The 16,484-nt window shown below is 71.8% G+C and carries 11 protein-coding genes and 1 riboswitch; of the genes, 4 read left to right on the forward strand and 7 right to left on the reverse strand.

All coding sequences use genetic code 11. The features are described from left to right. The first annotated feature begins 72 nt into the window (after positions 1-72). Positions 73-354, forward strand: a complete 282-nt coding sequence (locus OG906_RS09845; protein ID WP_267800656.1) for an HPr family phosphocarrier protein — start codon at positions 73-75, stop codon at positions 352-354. Positions 355-596: 242 nt separating this feature from the next. On the opposite strand, the gene OG906_RS09850 is transcribed toward OG906_RS09845, so the two are convergent. From OG906_RS09850 to OG906_RS09865, 4 genes are all read right to left on the reverse strand, one after another. Continuing rightward, positions 597-1,262, reverse strand: a complete 666-nt coding sequence (locus OG906_RS09850; RefSeq protein WP_267827738.1) for a GntR family transcriptional regulator — start codon at positions 1,260-1,262, stop codon at positions 597-599. Between the two features lie 153 nt (positions 1,263-1,415). Then, on the reverse strand, positions 1,416-2,216 hold the full coding sequence (locus OG906_RS09855) for a M23 family metallopeptidase (protein ID WP_267800658.1): 801 nt from the start codon (positions 2,214-2,216) through the stop codon (positions 1,416-1,418). 13 nt (positions 2,217-2,229) lie between these two features. Further along, positions 2,230-2,388, reverse strand: a riboswitch (cyclic di-AMP (ydaO/yuaA leader). 183 nt (positions 2,389-2,571) lie between these two features. Continuing rightward, on the reverse strand, positions 2,572-3,939 hold the full coding sequence (locus OG906_RS09860) for a M16 family metallopeptidase (RefSeq protein ID WP_329447980.1): 1,368 nt from the start codon (positions 3,937-3,939) through the stop codon (positions 2,572-2,574). Positions 3,940-3,959: 20 nt separating this feature from the next. Beyond that, positions 3,960-5,303 carry a M16 family metallopeptidase gene (locus OG906_RS09865; RefSeq protein ID WP_329441842.1) on the reverse strand — a complete coding sequence of 448 codons (1,344 nt, stop codon included), beginning with the start codon at positions 5,301-5,303 and terminating at the stop codon, positions 3,960-3,962. A gap of 248 nt (positions 5,304-5,551) precedes the next feature. Here OG906_RS09865 and OG906_RS09870 point away from each other — a divergent pair, with 248 nt between their 5' ends. Both OG906_RS09870 and OG906_RS09875 read left to right on the forward strand, forming a co-directional pair. Beyond that, on the forward strand, positions 5,552-8,008 hold the full coding sequence (locus tag OG906_RS09870; RefSeq protein ID WP_329441844.1) for a DNA gyrase/topoisomerase IV subunit A: 2,457 nt from the start codon (positions 5,552-5,554) through the stop codon (positions 8,006-8,008). Positions 8,009-8,175: 167 nt separating this feature from the next. Continuing rightward, positions 8,176-10,305: a restriction endonuclease gene (locus tag OG906_RS09875; RefSeq protein WP_329441846.1), complete on the forward strand. Its 2,130-nt coding sequence runs from the start codon at positions 8,176-8,178 to the stop codon at positions 10,303-10,305. Here OG906_RS09875 and OG906_RS09880 read toward each other — a convergent pair. Both OG906_RS09880 and OG906_RS09885 read right to left on the reverse strand, forming a co-directional pair. Continuing rightward, positions 10,302-11,483 (reverse strand): CobW family GTP-binding protein, encoded by a 1,182-nt coding sequence (locus OG906_RS09880; protein ID WP_329441848.1) that lies wholly within the window; start codon positions 11,481-11,483, stop codon positions 10,302-10,304. The genes OG906_RS09875 and OG906_RS09880 overlap by 4 nt on opposite strands. Positions 11,484-11,518: 35 nt before the next feature. Further along, entirely contained in the window at positions 11,519-12,670 is a 1,152-nt protein-coding gene (locus OG906_RS09885; protein WP_267802458.1) for a citrate synthase/methylcitrate synthase, read from the reverse strand. Between the two features lie 70 nt (positions 12,671-12,740). Here OG906_RS09885 and OG906_RS09890 point away from each other — a divergent pair, with 70 nt between their 5' ends. Continuing rightward, positions 12,741-14,000 carry a citrate synthase gene (locus tag OG906_RS09890; protein WP_329441851.1) on the forward strand — a complete coding sequence of 420 codons (1,260 nt, stop codon included), beginning with the start codon at positions 12,741-12,743 and terminating at the stop codon, positions 13,998-14,000. 42 nt (positions 14,001-14,042) lie between these two features. Here the strand turns inward: OG906_RS09890 and OG906_RS09895 are convergent, their stop codons facing one another. Continuing rightward, the gene (locus OG906_RS09895) at positions 14,043-16,475 is read right to left on the reverse strand and encodes a discoidin domain-containing protein (protein ID WP_329441853.1); all 2,433 of its coding nucleotides are present in this window, start codon (positions 16,473-16,475) and stop codon (positions 14,043-14,045) included. Between the last annotated feature and the right edge of the window lie 9 nt (positions 16,476-16,484).

Here is a 16,484-nt window from a genome sequence, read left to right on the forward strand (position 1 = left end):
AGGTCGGTTCGAGCATTCCGGGTGCCGTGAGAGACTGGTCTAGACAACCGCTAGCACCTGAAGGGCATCACCATGGCAGAGCGCCGCGTCAACGTCGGCTGGGCCGAGGGCCTGCACGCTCGTCCCGCCTCGATCTTCGTCCGGGCGACGACCGCTTCCGGCGTCCCGGTGACCATCGCGAAGGCCGGCGGCGACCCCGTCAACGCCGCTTCCATGCTGGCGGTTCTGGGCCTCGGCGCCCAGGGCGGCGAGGAGATCGTCCTCGCGTCCGACGCCGAGGGCGCCGACGCGGCGCTGGACCGTCTCGCGAAGCTCGTCGCCGAGGGCCTCGACGAGCTCCCCGAGACGGTCTGACCCCTCGGGTCACCCCCACGCGACGAAGCCGCGGCCCCGGTACACCGGGGGCCGCGGCTTTCTTCGTTTCAGGAATGCGCCGGCATGAATGCGGCACGGCGTGCGCGATATCGGGACGGGCTTTACCGCACGCCGGAAATCCCGTGCCGAAACAAGCCCGCGATAATCGAGCGGGACGAAATCGGGCGGCAACTTCGAGGTGCGGAAGCCTCCGTATGTCGGTCCTTTGTATACGGGCTTTGTTAATGCGGGCCGCTCGCCATGTTTACGGCAGGTTGCGAAGTCCTCACGCGCCGCCGGTGGGCCGCGGCCGCGCGCTCGGTGTGCAGGGCCGTCAGGGAGCGGGCCCGCTCGGCGTCGCCGCGCGCCACCGCGTCCACGATCGCGCCGTGCTCGGCCCAGGAGTCCACGGGGCGCATCGGGGCCTCCACCGAGAACATCCAGGCGATCTTGTGGCGCGTCTGCGTCAGCAGGGCGATCAGCCCGGGGCTCGCCGACGCCTGGGACAGCGTCTCGTGGAACCAGCCCCCCAGGGCCCGCAGATCCTCCCCTTGGCCCCTCCTGGCCCGTTCCTGGCCCAGCCTGACCAGTCCGCGCAGCACCTTCAGGTGCGCCTCGGTGCGTCGGCGGGCCGCCCGCGAGGCGGCGAGGGGCTCCAACAGCATCCGCAGCTCCAGGAGGTCCGAGGCCTCCTGCTCGGTCGGCTCGGCCACGCAGGCCCCGGCGTGCCGGCGGGTCGTGACGAAGCCCTCGGACTCCAGGGTGCGCAGGGCCTCGCGGACCGGGACGCGCGAAACCCCGTAGCGGCGGGCCAGCACTTCCTCGGTGAGGCGGCCGCCGGGTCCGAAGACCCCGGAGATGATGTCGTCGCGGATTGCTGTGCATACCGCGTGCGCAGGAATTCGCAAGACCGGACCTCCGCTTGATTTCGTGACCGTGCCGCGACTCTATTGCAACACACGATGATTTCCGAGGACGGCCCTGAATGTGAAACATTTCCCGCCAACGCGAAAGGCCCCGGCTCGATGAGCCGGGGCCTTCAGCGAAGAGGTGCGGAGCGATCAGACGTTGACGTCGTGCGAGCGCAGGTACGCGATCGGGTCGATGTCCGAGCCGTACTGCGAGCCGGTGCGGGCCTCGAAGTGCAGGTGCGGACCGCTGGAGTTGCCGGTGGAGCCCGACAGGCCGATCTGCTGGCCCGGGGTGACCTGCTGGCCGACGGAGACGTCCAGCGAGGACATGTGCCCGTACTGGGTGTACGTGCCGTCGTTGTGCTTGATGACGACGTTGTTGCCGTACGCGCCGCCGTAGCCGGCCTCGACGATCGTGCCGGCGCCCACGGCGTGGACCGAGGTGCCGGAGGCCGCGTGGAAGTCGATGCCCGTGTGGCTGCCGGAGGACCACATGCCGCCGCCCGCGTGGTACTGCGTGCTGACGTAGGAGCCCTCGACGGGAGCGACGAACGTGTTGAGGCGCTTGCGCTCGGCCTCGCGGGCCGCACGCTCGGCGGCCTCGCGCTCGGCCTTCGCCTTGGCCTCGGCGAGACGCTTGGACTCGGCGGCGCGCTGCTTGGCGTCGGCCTCGGCCTGCGCCTTCGCGGCGGTGATGTCGGCGGCGCGCTGCTGGGACTCGGCCTGGGTCTCGATCTCGCCCTGGAGGTCCTCGGCGACGACGACGGCGTTGAGGCCGGTGTCCTCCACCGTGGAGGCGGCGGGCTCGCTCGCGGCGAACGCGGGGCCGGCCAGCGTGCCCACGACGCCGGTGGTGGCGAGGGCGGCTATACCGGCGTAGCCGGCGGTCTTGCGGCTCAAACGGCTCGAACCACGGTGCTTACCGGCGACACGACTGCTGCCAAACGCCATGAAGAGGTTGATCCTTTCCTTCCTTCTCGCCTACCGGGTTAGCTGACGGGTTCGGAGCAGGAAGGTCTCCTACGGGCCCCCTCTTGCGAGGCGGTCCGATTCACCCCAGGGACACATGTGGGTCCCCGGCTCCCCAGGCTCGCGCCTGACGGGGACTCGGCGATCGCTGTCCGGTGCCGCGGGTGCGGCGGGCACAACTGACGAACAGCACGGCCGACGCTAGGCGGATCTTCAGTCAATCGCCAAACAGGTGCGCGCTTTTGTTACCTACGCCACACCACATACAAGCAACCACACCACTAAATGGACAAAAGGGGCCCCGGCGGCAATTCGCCAGGGCCCCTTCGATTTCAGGTCAGTTGCCGACCACGCTCACGTCGCCGATCCCCAGCGCCCGCACGGGCTCCGCGATCTGCGACGCGTCGCCCACCAGGATCGTGACCAGCCGGTCCACGGGGAAGGCGTTGACCACGGCCGAGGTCGCCTCCACCGTGCCCGTCGCGGCGAGTTGGGCGTAGAGGCGGGCCTGGTAGTCGTCCGGCAGCTCCTGCTCCACCTGGTCGGCGAGGGTGCCCGCGACCGAGGCGGCCGTCTCGAACTTCAGCGGGGCCACGCCCACCAAGTTCTGTACCGCCACGTCCCGTTCGGCGTCGGTCAGACCGCCCTCCGCCAGGGTGCGCAGCACCGTCCAGAGGTCCTCCAGCGCCGGGCCGGTGTTCGGGGTGTCCACCGAGCCGCTGATGGCCAGCATCGACGCGCCCTTGCCGTCCGCGGTGGAACGCAGCACCTGCCCGAAGGCGCGCACGCCGTACGTGTACCCCTTCTCCTCGCGCAGCACCTTGTCCAGGCGCGAGGTGAGGGTGCCGCCGAGGCAGTACGTGCCGAGCACCTGGGCCGCCCAGACGCGGTCGTGACGGTCCGCGCCGATCCGGCCGATGAGGAGCTGCGTCTGGACCGCTCCGGGGCGGTCCACGATGACCACGCGGCCCGTGTCGTCGGCCGTCACCGGCGGCACCGGGAGCGGATCGGCGGAATTGCCGGTCCAGGCGCCCAGGGTGTCCGCCAGTACGGCGTCCAGGTCGATCCCGGTCAGGTCGCCGACGACCACCGCGGTGGCGGTCGCGGGGCGCACGTGGGCCTCGTAGAAGGCGCGCACGGCACCGGAGTCGATGCGGGCGACCGTCTCCTCGGTGCCCTGGCGGGGCCGGGAGATCCGCAGGTCGGCCGGGAACAGCTCCTTGGAGAGCTGCTTGGCGGCGCGGCGCTGCGGGTTGGCCGACTCGTGCGGGATCTCGTCGAGGCGGTTGCGCACCAGCCGGTCGATCTCGCTGTCCGCGAAGGCCGGGGCGCGCAGCGCCTCGGCGAGCAGGCCGAGCGCCTTCGCCAGGCGGGAGGCGGGAACCTCCAGGGAGACCCGCAGGCCCGGGTGGTCGGCGTGCGCGTCGAGGGTCGCGCCGCAGCGCTCCAGCTCCGCCGCGAACTCCTCGGCGGAGTGCTTGTCGGTGCCCTCGGACAGGGCGCGGGCCATGATGGTGGCCACCCCGTCCAGACCCTCGGGCTCCGCGTCGAGCGGCGCGGCGAGGTTGATCTCGACGGCGACGACCTGCTGGCCCGGACGGTGGCAGCGCAGCAGGGTCAGCCCGTTGGCGAGCGCACCGCGCTCGGGGGCCGGGAAGGCCCACGGCCGGGCCTCGCCGGCCTCCGGCCGCGGGTGGAAGGTCATCGTGACGGCTGCGGTGTCGCTCACTGCTCCGCCCCTTCGTTCTCGTCGTTCTCGTCGGACTCGTCGGCCGGCAGGGGCTCGTACACGAGCACCGCGCGGTTGTCCGGGCGCAGTCGGGCGGCGGCCACGGCCTGCACCTCCTCGGCGGTGACGTCCAGGACGCGGCCGACGGCGGTCAGGGCGAGCTGCGGGTCGCCGAACAGGACCGCGAAGCGGCACAGTTCGTCGGCGCGGCCGGCGACCGTGCTCAGCCGGTCCAGCCACTCCCGTTCCAGCTGGGCCTGGGCGCGTTCCATCTCCTCGGCGGTGGGGCCCTCGGCGGCGAACCGCGCGAGTTCCTCGTCCACGGCCGCCTCGATGGCGGGCACCTCGACCCCGCTGGAGGTCTTGACGTCCAGCCAGCCGAGCGACGGCGCGCCCGCCAGGCGCAGCATGCCGAATCCGGCGGCCACGGCGCTCTGGTCGCGGCGGACCAGGCGGTTGTGCAGCCGCGAGGACTCGCCGCCGCCGAGGACGGTCAGCGCCACGTCGGCGGCGTCGCACTCGCGGGTGCCGTCGTGCGGCAGCCGGTAGGCGGCCATCAACGCGCGGGCCGGGACCTCCTCGACGATCTCCTCGCGCAGCTGGCCGCCCATGACCTCGGGCAGCGAGCCGTCGCGCGGCGGCTGCTTGCCGTCGTGCGAGGGGATGGAGCCGAAGTACTTCTCGACCCAGGCGAGCGCCTGCTCGGGGTCGATGTCACCGACGACCGAGAGCACCGCGTTGTTGGGCGCGTAGTACGTGCGGAAGAAGTGGCGCGCGTCCTCCAGGGAGGCGGCGTCCAGGTCGGCCATGGAGCCGATCGGGGTGTGGTGGTACGGGTGTCCCTCGGGGTACGCGAGGGCGGTGAGCCGCTCGAACGCGGTGCCGTACGGCACGTTGTCGTACCGCTGGCGGCGCTCGTTCTTGACGACGTCGCGCTGGTTCTCCATGGACTCGTCGTCCAGGGCGGCCAGCAGCGAGCCCATGCGGTCCGCCTCCAGCCAGAGGGCGAGCTCCAGCTGGTGGGCCGGCATCGTCTCGAAGTAGTTGGTGCGCTCGAAGCTGGTGGTGCCGTTCAGCGAACCGCCGGCGCCCTGGACGAGCTCGAAGTGCCCGTTGCCGGGTACGCTCGCGGACCCCTGGAACATCAGGTGCTCGAAGAGGTGAGCCAGACCGGTCCGGCCCTTGACTTCGTGGCGCGAGCCGACGTCGTACCAGAGGCAGACCGCGGCGACCGGGGTCAGGTGATCCTCGGAGAGCACCACGCGCAGGCCGTTGGCCAGCCGGTGCTCGGTCGCTGTCAGGCCGCCGGAGCCGGCCTGGGCTGTGGCCGTGTGACCCATGGGCATGTGGTCCCTTCGATCGCGATGCAGAGATTTCTGTCAGACCTGCCACTGTATGCAAGCGCGTCGACCACCGGAGAAGTTCCCGGGTTCACTCCTGGGTCGGAGTCGGCGTTGTCGGTGCCTCGGGACACAATGGTCCGCGTCACCACTGTCCGGAAGGCCGACCCAGCCTTGCGGCCACAGCCCGTCAGTCCCCGTCAGACCCCGAGTACACCCCCCTTTCATGGTTAAGGAGCCGCGCAGCGATGGCCCGCCGCAGCACGAAGACCCCGCCGCCGGAGGATTTCGAGGAGAAGATCCTCGACATCGACGTCGTCGACGAAATGCAGGGCTCCTTCCTCGAGTACGCGTACTCGGTGATCTACTCCCGTGCCCTGCCCGACGCCCGTGACGGCATGAAGCCGGTGCACCGGCGCATCGTCTACCAGATGAACGAGATGGGCCTGCGCCCCGACCGCGGCTACGTGAAGTGCGCGCGCGTCGTCGGCGAGGTGATGGGCAAGCTCCACCCCCACGGTGACGCGTCGATCTACGACGCCCTGGTGCGCATGGCCCAACCCTTCTCGATGCGGCTGCCGCTGGTCGACGGCCACGGCAACTTCGGTTCGCTCGGCAACGACGACCCGCCGGCCGCGATGCGCTACACCGAGTCGAGGATGGCCGACGCCGCCTCACTGATGACGGACGGCATCGACGAGAACACCGTCGACTTCGCCGCGAACTACGACGGCCAGGAGCGCGAGCCGGTCGTCCTGCCGGCCGCGTACCCCAACCTGCTCGTCAACGGCGCCTCCGGGATCGCCGTCGGCATGGCCACCAACATGGCCCCGCACAACCTCGGCGAGGTCATCGCGGCCGCCCGTCACCTGATCCGGTACCCGGAGGCGGACCTGGAGGCGCTGATGCGCTTCGTGCCGGGTCCCGACCTGCCGACCGGCGGGCGCATCGTGGGACTCGCCGGCATCAAGGACGCCTACGAGAACGGTCGAGGCACCTTCAAGATCCGCGCGACCGTCGCCGTGGAGGACGTGACCCCGCGCCGCAAGGGCCTGGTCGTCACCGAACTGCCCTTCACGGTCGGCCCCGAGAAGGTCATCGCGAAGATCAAGGACCTGGTCGGTTCCAAGAAGCTCCAGGGCATCGCGGACGTCAAGGACCTCACCGACCGCTCGCACGGCCTGCGCCTGGTCATCGAGATCAAGAACGGCTTCCACCCGGAGGCCGTCCTGGAGCAGCTCTACAAGCTGACGCCGATGGAGGAGTCCTTCGGCATCAACAACGTGGCACTGGTCGACGGCCAGCCGCTGACGCTGGGCCTCAAGGAGCTGCTGGAGGTCTACCTCGACCACCGCTTCGAGGTCGTCCGGCGGCGCAGCGAGTTCCGGCGCGGCAAGCGGCGCGACCGACTGCACCTGGTCGAGGGGCTCCTCGTGGCGCTCCTCGACATCGACGAGGTCATCCGCCTCATCCGGGACAGCGACAACTCCGCGCAGGCCAAGGAACGCCTGATCGAGCACTTCTCCCTCAGCGAGATCCAGACCCAGTACATCCTGGACACCCCGCTGCGCCGGCTCACCCGCTTCGACCGGATCGAGCTGGAGTCCGAGCGCGACCGGCTGGCCGGCGAGATCGACGAGCTGACCGGGATCCTGGAATCCGACAACGAGCTGCGCAAGCTCGTCTCCTCGGAACTGGCGGCGGTGGCGAAGAAGTTCGGCACCGAGCGCCGGACGGTGCTGCTGGAGTCGGCGGGCACGGCCATCGCGGCGGTTCCGCTGGAGGTCGCGGACGACCCGTGCCGGGTCCTGCTGTCGTCCACGGGTCTGGTGGCCCGTACGGCGAACGCCGAGCCGCTGCCCGAGGAGGAGGGCGGGTCCCGTGCGAAGCACGACCTGATCCTCTCGCAGGTGGCCGCGACGGCCCGTGCCGACGTGGGTGTCGTCACCTCGTACGGTCGCCTGCTGAGGCTGTCGGTGATCGACCTGCCCCAGTTGCCGGACACCCACTCCGCGCCGAACCTGGCGGGAGGCGCGCCCGTCACGGAGTTCCTGACCGGGCTGGAGGCGGACGAGACGGTGGTCTGCCTGCTCTCGCTGGACGAGTCCTCCCAGGGCCTGGCCCTGGGCACCGAGCAGGGCGTGGTCAAGCGCGTCGTGCCGGACTATCCGGCGAACAAGGACGAGCTGGAGGTCATCACCCTCAAGGAGGGCGACCGGATCGTCGGAGCGGTCGAGTTGCGCACGGGCGAGGAGGACCTGGTCTTCATCACCGACGACGCCCAACTGCTGCGCTACCCCGCGGCCCAGGTGCGCCCGCAGGGCCGCCCGGCGGGCGGCATGGCGGGCATCAAGCTCGCCGACAACGCCAAGGTGATCCACTTCTCGGCCGTGGACCCGGGCCGGGACGCCATGGTGTTCACGGTCGCCGGCTCGCACGGCACGCTGGACGACTCGCTGCTGTCGGCGAAGCTGACCCCCTTCGACCAGTACCCGCGCAAGGGACGGGCCACCGGCGGCGTGCGCTGCCAGCGGTTCCTGAAGGGCGAGGACGTGTTGGTGCTCGCATGGGCCGGGGGCGCCCCGGTCCGGGCGTCCTCCAAGAACGGGGCCCCGGCGGCGCTGCCGGCCGTCGACCCGCGCCGTGACGGGTCGGGCACGGCGTTGCCCGCTCCCGTCGGGGCACTGGCGGGCGGCGCCCTGTAACGGGACACACCGTGCGGGGGCGCCCTGTGGGGCGACGCCTCGCGACGTGCGGCGACTGACGTGTCAGATGCCGGGGCGTGCGGGGTGCGGGGTCTTCGGACCGCGCACCCCGCACGCCCATGAGTGTTTTCTTGATACATATCGGTGGGGGCGGGGGAGCGGATCTGATGAGTCGTCGGTCGAGCGGGTTGATCGGGGTCTGGGCCGAGGCCCAGCGCCAACAGCAGCGGACTCAACTGATCCAGCAGCGCGAGGCCGAGCGCAGACAGCGCGCCCGCGAACGGGACGTGGCCCGGGGACAGCGGGAACAACAGGCCGCGTACAAACAGCACCGCGAGGCCGAGGCCCGGCGCAGGACCGAACGACTCGACGCGGAAGTGGCCGCCCTCCAGGGATTGTTGGCGGCCGGCTGCCGGGCACCGGCCTTCCGCATGGCCGCCCTGGTCCGCTCCGAGCGACTGGAGCCCTTCACCCCGGGCACACTCGCCCACCCCGTGCCGATGCCACACCTCCAGCAGTTCCAGCAGCAGGGCGGCGGCTGGGGCGGCGGCTCGAACCGGCGCGCGCAGGCGGAGCGCGAGGCGCACGAGCAGTACACCCGGGCCTGGCAGGCCGCCCACGCGGCGGAGCAGCAGCGACAAGGACAACTGGCCTCCTACCGACGTCAGTACGACGAGTGGGCGGCCGGGCAGCTCGCCGACGTCCGGGCGCACAACAGCGGCCTCGCCGAGCTGGCCGACGCCCTGCGGGCCGGGGACGCCGAGGCCGCCGTGGAGTACTTCTCGGCGGCGCTGTACTCCTCCACGGCGTGGCCCGAGGACCTGCCGCGGCAGGTGTCCGCCGCGTACGACCCGGCGGCCCGGCAGTTGGTGCTGGACTGGGAACTGCCGCGGTACGAGGTGGTCCCCGAGGCCAAATCGGTGCGCTACGTGCCGAGCACCGACCAGGACAAGGAGACCGCCAGGCCCGCCACTCAGCGCCGGGCCGTGTACCGGGACCTGCTGGCGCAGTGCGTGCTGCTGGTGCTGCGCGAGCTGTACGCGGCGGACGAGTTCGGCGCGCTGGACTCGGTGGTGGTCAACGGATTCGTGGACGACCACGATCCGGCGACCGGCCGGGAGGCGCAGATCGTCCTGGCCACCGTGCTCGCGGCGCGCTCCGACTTCACCGGGCTGCGCCTGGAACAGGTCAGCGCGGTGGACTGCCTGGTCGACGGGCTGCGCGGGCAGCTGTCGACCCGGCCCGACCAGCCGGCCGCCGTACGGTCGGGCCGCAGGCCGGGCGAGGTCGGCGCGGTCGTCAGCCACGGCGGGCACGCGGGCGGCGGCGCGGAGGAGCCGGACCTCTTCACGATGGATCCCATCGCTTTCGAGAACCTGGTCGCCGAACTGTTCCGGGCGATGGGCATGGAGGCGGTGACCACCCAACGGTCCGGTGACGGCGGGGTCGACGTGGAGGCGCTGGACCCGGCCCCGATCCGGGGCGGTCGGATCGTGGTGCAGGTCAAGCGCTACCGGAACACGGTCCCGCCGACCGCGGTGCGGGACCTGTACGGCACGGTTCAGGACGCGGGGGCGAACAAGGGGGTGCTGGTCACCACCTCGTCCTTCGGACCCGGGTCGTACACCTTTGCCAACGGCAAGCCGCTGGAGTTGGTTCCCGGGGTCGAGTTGGTGGACCTGCTGCACCGGTACGGGCTCCGGGGGCGCCTCGGCGGAGCGGCGAGCGGCCCGGCGGGGCGTGCGTCGGCGTCCGCCTCGGTGCCCGCTCAGCGTACGGGCACGGCGTCGGCGGCGTCGCCGGGCTCGGCGGGCGAGCACAACATCCTCGGCATGGACTGGTCGGGCGGCGTCGCGCTGGACGTGTGCGCGCTCGTCTGCGAGGGCAACCGGGTGCTGAGCGAGGACCACTTCGTGTTCTTCAACAACCCCCGCACGCCGGACGGTTCGGTCCGCTCCCGCGAGCGGGCCGCCCCCGACAAGGCGGCGGTCGAGGTCGACTTCGACGGGCTGCCGCGCCACGCCGACCGCCTGGTGCTCGCCGCCGCCATCGACCCGGAGGTCAACCCGGACGCCGACCTGGCGGGCTTCACCGACGCCCGGATCCGCCTCCTCACGCCGGACGGCCGGGAGATCGACCAGCTGGAGGTCTCCGACGGCCGGGCGGGCGAAACCGCCCTGGTGCTCGGATCGTTCCGGCGCCGGCCGAACGGCGACTGGAAGTTCGTCATCGGCGGCAAGGGCTACCGGGGCGGCCTGGAGGACCTCCTGCGCGAGTACGGCATCGAGGTCGCCTAGGGGGCGGAATCCTGGTCGGGGTCGGCGGCGGGGTCCGGATCGGTCGCGGGGTCCGGGTCCGGGTCGGCGGCGGGGTCCGGGTCCGGGTCGGCGGCGGGGTCCGGCGTCTCCTCCCGCGGGGGCCGGGCCACGTAGCGCAGGACGCCCCACATGCTCTCCGGGCCCGCGAGGTGCGGTCGCGGCTCGCGGCAGGCCTCCAGTTCGCGGAGCAGTGCGGGGCCGTCCGTGCCCGAGCCGATCAGGACGAGCCGGGTCACCCGCGCTTCGCCCCTCCCCCAGGGGCCGGGGGCGAAGCGGAGGAAACGACCGACGGCGTGGACCTCGTAGCGCTCGTCGTGGCCGGAGACGCCGAAGTGGACGAAGCCCTTGATCCGGTAGAGCCCGACCGGACGACGGTCGAGGAAGTCGATGAAGCGGCGCGGGCTCAGGGCCTGCTCGGAGACGAACTCCACGCTCTCGTAGGCGGCGTGTGCGTGGCCCGTGTGGTCGCCGTGTTCCCGTTCTCCGTCGGCCGCCTCCGCCAGCAGGTCCTCGAAGGAGAGCTGGCCGCGCGTCATCGACCAGGGGCGCGCGTCGAAGAGCAGCTCCGGGTCGATCCGCCCGTGGTCCGCGCCGATCACGGGGGTACCGGGCGCGCAGAGGCCGGCCAGTTCGGCTTCGATGCGGGCGCGCTCGGCCGGGTCCACCCGGTCGGTCTTGTTGAGCACCACGAGGTCGGCGACGCCGAGGTGGCGGTCTGTCTCGGGGTGCCGGGCCCGGGTGGCGTCGAACTCCGCCGCGTCGACGACCTCCACCATGCCGCCGTAGCGGATGGCCGGGTTCTCGCTCGCCATCAGCATGCGGATCAGTTCCTGGGGCTCGGCCAGCCCGCTCGCCTCGATGACGATGACATCGATCCGGTGGGCGGGGGCGGAGAGCTTCTCCAGGTACGCGTCCAACTCGCTGCCGTCGACGGCGCAGCACAGGCAGCCACCGCCGAGCGAGACCATGGAGTCGCCGAGTTGCCCGGCGACCGACATGGCGTCGATCTCGATCGAGCCGAAGTCGTTGACCACCACCCCGATCCGGGTACCGCCCCGGTGGACGAGGAGGTGGTTGAGCAGGGTGGTCTTGCCGGATCCGAGGAATCCGGCGAGGACCACGACGGGGATGGTGGGGTGGGACTGCCTGCTGTTCACCCGGTCGATGGTAGCCGGCGCGGCGCCGTGGCGGCTCAGCCGAGCGCCGGGACCGGTTGGGGCGGGGTCGGTCCGGTGTAGCGGGCGGCCGGACGGATGATCTTCGAGTCGGCGGCCTGTTCGAGGATGTTGGCGCTCCAGCCGACCACGCGGGCGGCGCAGAAGGTGGGGGTGAACATCTCGCGCGGCAGCCCGCACAGTTCCATGACCACGCCCGCGTAGAACTCCACGTTGGTGTGCAGTTCCCGACCCGGCTTCAGCTCGGCCAGGATCGCCTCCACCTGTTGTTCGACCTCGACGGCGAAGTCGACCAGTGGGCCGCCGAACCGGAGCGCGATGCCGCGCAGCATCCGTGAGCGCGGGTCCTCGGTGCGGTAGACCGGGTGCCCGAAGCCCATGATCCGATCGCCGGCGCGGACCCGTTCGCGGATCCACGGCTGGATCCGGTCGGCCGTGCCGATGGCGTCGAGGGTGTCCAGGGCCCGACTGGGGGCGCCGCCGTGCAGCGGCCCGGACAGGGCGCCGATGGCCCCGGTCAGGCAGGCCGCGACGTCGGCGCCGGTGGAGGCGATCACGCGGGCGGTGAAGGTCGAGGCGTTGAACCCGTGGTCGATGGTGGAGATCAGGTACTGCTCCACGGCTCGGGCTTCGACGGGGTCGGGTTCGCGCCCGGTGAGCATGTGGAGGTAGTTGGCCGCGTACGGGAGGTCGTCGCGCGGTTCCACCGGCTCCAGCCCCTGTCCCAGCCGGTGGAGGGCGGTGAGCAGGGTGGGCACCGCGGCGCAGGCGGCGAGGGCGTCGGCGGCCCGGCGGGCGGGGTCGAGATCGTAGACCGGGCGGAAGCCGGCGGAGGCGCCCAGCAGGGAGAGGGCGGTGCGGAGTCCGGCGAGCGGCCCGGACAGGGCGGTGGCGCGGGCGAGTGCGGGCAGGGCGCCTCGCACCTCGTCGGGGAGTCGGCGCAGGGGGGCGATCTCGGCGGCGAAGGCGTCCCGCTCGGCGAGGCCGGCGGGGAGCGCGCCGCGGAACATCAGGTGCCACACGTCCTCGAAGGTGCGGCTCTCGGCGAGCTCGACGGCCGAGTACTGGCGGTAGTGGTAGAAGCCTTCGCGGCCTCGGACGTCACCGAGTGCGGTTTCGGTGACCACGACCCCCGCGAGACCGCGGGGTACTTCGACGGTGGTGTTCATGGATTGACCATCGATGATGGATTGAATGCTTGTCAATATTGATTGAATCAAGCTATGTAGGGTGTGTGTCATGAATGCCGAGAGCGACGAGGCGGACGGCCCGCGCCGGATCAACACCCGGGAAGCGGCACGACTGCTCGGAGTGAAACCCGCAACCGTGTACGCGTACGTCAGCCGCGGCCAGCTCGGCAGTCGCCGCGATCCGATCGGGCGCGGCAGCAGCTTCGACGCGGCCGAGGTGGAGGCGCTGGCCCGGCGGAGCCGGCGCGAGGCGGCGGGCCCCGCCGGGGGCAACGCGGGCGAGCTGTCCGTCCGCACCTCGCTCACGCTCATCGAGCCCGACCGCTACTACTTCCGGGGCGTGGACGCCGTCGAGCTGGCCTCGCGGTACCGCTACGAGGAGGTGGCGGAGTGGCTGTGGACGGGGTCGCTGAAGCACGGCGCCCGGTTCGTCGCTCCCCCGGAGCCGTTGGCCGCCGCCCGAAGGGCCGTGGCCGCGCTGCCCGAGCACGGTGGACCGCTGGACCGGCTGCGGGTGGCCGTCGCCGCCGCCGCGGTGGCGGATCCGCTGCGCTTCGACCTGTCCGAGGAGGCCGTACTGGGCTCCGCCCGCTGTCTGATCCCGACGCTGGTCGGCGCGCTGCCCGAGCAGGGCCCCGCCCGGTGGGCCGGCGACACCCGGCTGGCCCGCCTGCTGTGGTCGCGGCTGACGGCGCTGGACCCCGACCCGGACGCGCTGGCCGTCCTGGACCTGGCACTCGGTCTGCTGGTCGACCACGATCTGGCCGCCTCGACGCTGGCCGTACGGGTCGCCGCGTCGGCGCGGGCCCATCCGTACGCGGCGGTCTCGGCCGGACTCGGCGCGCTCGAAGGCCCGCTGCACGGCGCGGCCGGCCGGCTCGCGCACCGGATGCTGGTCGAGGTCCTGGAACGGGGCGGGGCGGCCCCGGTGGTGTCGGAGTACCTGCGCGCGGGACGTCGGGTGCCGGGACTGGGGCACCGGCTGTACCGCGGCGAGGACCCTCGGGCCACGGCCCTGTTCGCCCGGCTGGAGGCCCTGGACCAGGCCGGGCCGGCGCTGGGCGCGGCCCGCGACGTGGCCTCGGTGATGGCCCGGCACGGTGGCGGGCTGCACGCCAACGTGGACCTGGCCCTGGCGGTGCTCACGGTGTCCTGCGGGATGCCCGCCGAGGCCGGGGAGACGGTGTTCGCGGTGGCCCGGACGGCGGGGTGGATCGCGCACGCGCTGGAGGAGTACCAGGAACGGCCGCTGAGGATGCGGCCGACCGGGCACTACGACGGCCCCCGCCCGCCGCGGCCGATGCCGTGACGGGCGGAGGGTCCGGGGACGGGGACGGGGGCGGGCCTCGGGTCAGCCCGCGTAGACCTCGAACTCGCCGATCTGCCCGGCCGGCCAACCGGTGTTGCCGGTGACGGTCAGCCTCAGGTGGCGCAGGCTCGTGCCGTCCGGGAGGGCGAGCGTCACCCTGTTCCCGGTCGCCGGGTCGAAGCGCAGCCCTTGTGCGGGGGCCACTGTGGCGAAGTGCGTCCCGTCCGTGCTGCCGAGGACGGAGAGCGTCTGTGTCCTGGCCGCCCAGGCGGCCGGCGGCGGCAGTTTCAGGACGACGCGCCCGACCGTGCCCGTGGCGCCGAGGTCGACGATGACGGACTGGGGGAAGGCGTTGTCGGCGCTTTCCCAGTAGGTGTTCGGGTCACCGTCGACGGCCTTGGCCGCGTCGTACGCCTGGGTGTGGGAGGTCTCGGTCACCGGCCGGCCCCGGGCCAGGTTCCGCGTGGGGTCGGGGGTGGGACTGGGCGTCGGGGTCGGCGTGGGAGTCGGACTGGACGTCGGCGTCGGGGTGGGCGTGGGCGTCGATGTCGGATCCGGTACCGGCTGTGTGGCGGCCGGCGGGAAGGGCCCGCAGTAGGTTTGGGGCAGTTTGGTGTTCCAGCCGGTGTTCCCGGCTCCCTGCGTCAGCTTCAACTGGGCGCCGAGGCAGCTGTGGATCGGTTCCGCGAACCCCATCCGGGTGGCCCGGACGTTGCTCATCGACAGTTCGGCCGGGTCGTTGAACTGGAGCGCGAACGTCCCGGTCCCGTCGATGTCGATGTCGTCGAAGTGGACGCCCTTGGTGGATCCGGACACGAAGTGGATGGCCGCGTAGGAGCTGTCGAGGATGTCGCTGTCGGTGACGTTGATCGTCGCCTTGTCGATTGAACTCGCGCGGCTGTCGAACCAGATCGCCCCGATCGGGAAGTTCCAGCCGTAGTCCGTGTTGCCGGTCCGGATGAGCGTGTTCCGGGACAGCGTGAACGTGCCTTGTACGTCGGTGCCCTGTCCGGGGGTCACTCCCGGGTACCGGTTGCCGACGTGCAGCCCGCCGCCGTTGGACAGCGACTCCGCGACGACGTTGTCGGTCACCGAGATGTCCTTGCCGCCGTAGATCGCGATGTTGTTGGCCAGGATCGGCAGCACGACCGTGTTCCGGGCGAACGAGTTGGCGACGTTGTTCCTCGTGTCGGCCCACATCGCCAGACCGTCGTCACCGAGGTTGCGCAGGAAGGTGTTCTCGACCGAGGAGTTCGTGACGCCCCAGTGGAAGTTCACCCCGTCCGCCGTCTGGTCGAGGATCCTGCTGTTCCTGATGTGGAAGTTGTCCATCGGGCCGTCCATCCAGGCCCCGACCTTGGTCCGTTGCATCCACACGTTGTCCACGACGGAGTCGCTCATCGCGCCGCCGATCGCGTTGACCTGGTCGTCGTCGATCCGGTCGGCGATCTCGCCGATGACGGCGAAGTCCTTCAGCGTGACGTTCCGGCTCGGCCCGCCCGCCTCGTGGGCGCGTATCTGGCCGCCGTGGCCGCCGCCTTGGACGTACTTCCCGTAGATCCCGACGGCCCGGTTGCGGTCGGTGGGGTGGCGGCCGGTGAGGACGGAGTACCAGGGGCCGGCGCCGCGCAGGGTGACCTGGTCCACGACCACGTGGTCGGTGAGCCTGAAGGTGCCCCGGGGGATCCACACCTCCTTCGCCTGGGCCCGGCCCGCGTCGGCGGCCTGCTGGAAGGCCGTCGTCGAGTCGGTGGCTCCGTTCGGGTCGGCGCCGAAGTCGGTGACCGACAGCGAACCGGACGGACGGGCGACCGGGGCCCCCACCTGCTCGAAGTCGGCCAGGTCCACGACGGCCCACGGGGTGGCGGCAACCGAGGGCAGCGTGATGCGCACCTTGGCGCCCGCCGGAAGGGTCTTCCCGAAGAGCGTGCGGGTCTCCTCGTAGAAGTGGTGCGGCTTGTCCCCGGGCTGGTTGGTGAAGGGGTAGCTGCCGTAGAACCAGCTGTACTTGGAGGTGAAGTCCAGGTCCTTGAGCCTGGTCCCGTCCAGCTTCAGTTCCATCGGCACGCTGATCCCGGTGCCGGCGGCGTTTTCGGGTACGGAGTACCGCACGCTCATCGCGTTCGCGGGTTTGGTCAGGGTGAACTCGACGTACTCCCCCGCCGCGTCGAGCCGGACGGCGCTGCGCCCGGACGCCTCGGCGGGCAGGCTCGTGTAGGTGCGGTCCGGCCCGATCACCGACCCGGTGCCGGCCGCCCGCTCCGCCTCCTGCTCGGTGAAGGGCACGGTCGCCCCGCGCCCCGGCACGTCCAGCGGTGACAGGGCCGCCGGTAGGGAGTCCGCGGTCACGGCCGGTGCGGCGAGGGCCGTGGGCAGGGGCAGGACGGCGGCGGTCCCGAGGACCGCGGTGGCGGCCAGGGCGGCGACGACCGCGCGTGCCGGTCTGCCGCGTGCGGCGATGCGTGCTGCGCTCATGACGAGGGA

The sequence above is a fragment of the Streptomyces sp. NBC_01426 genome, from assembly GCF_036231985.1.
Taxonomy (GTDB): Bacteria; Actinomycetota; Actinomycetes; order Streptomycetales; family Streptomycetaceae; genus Streptomyces.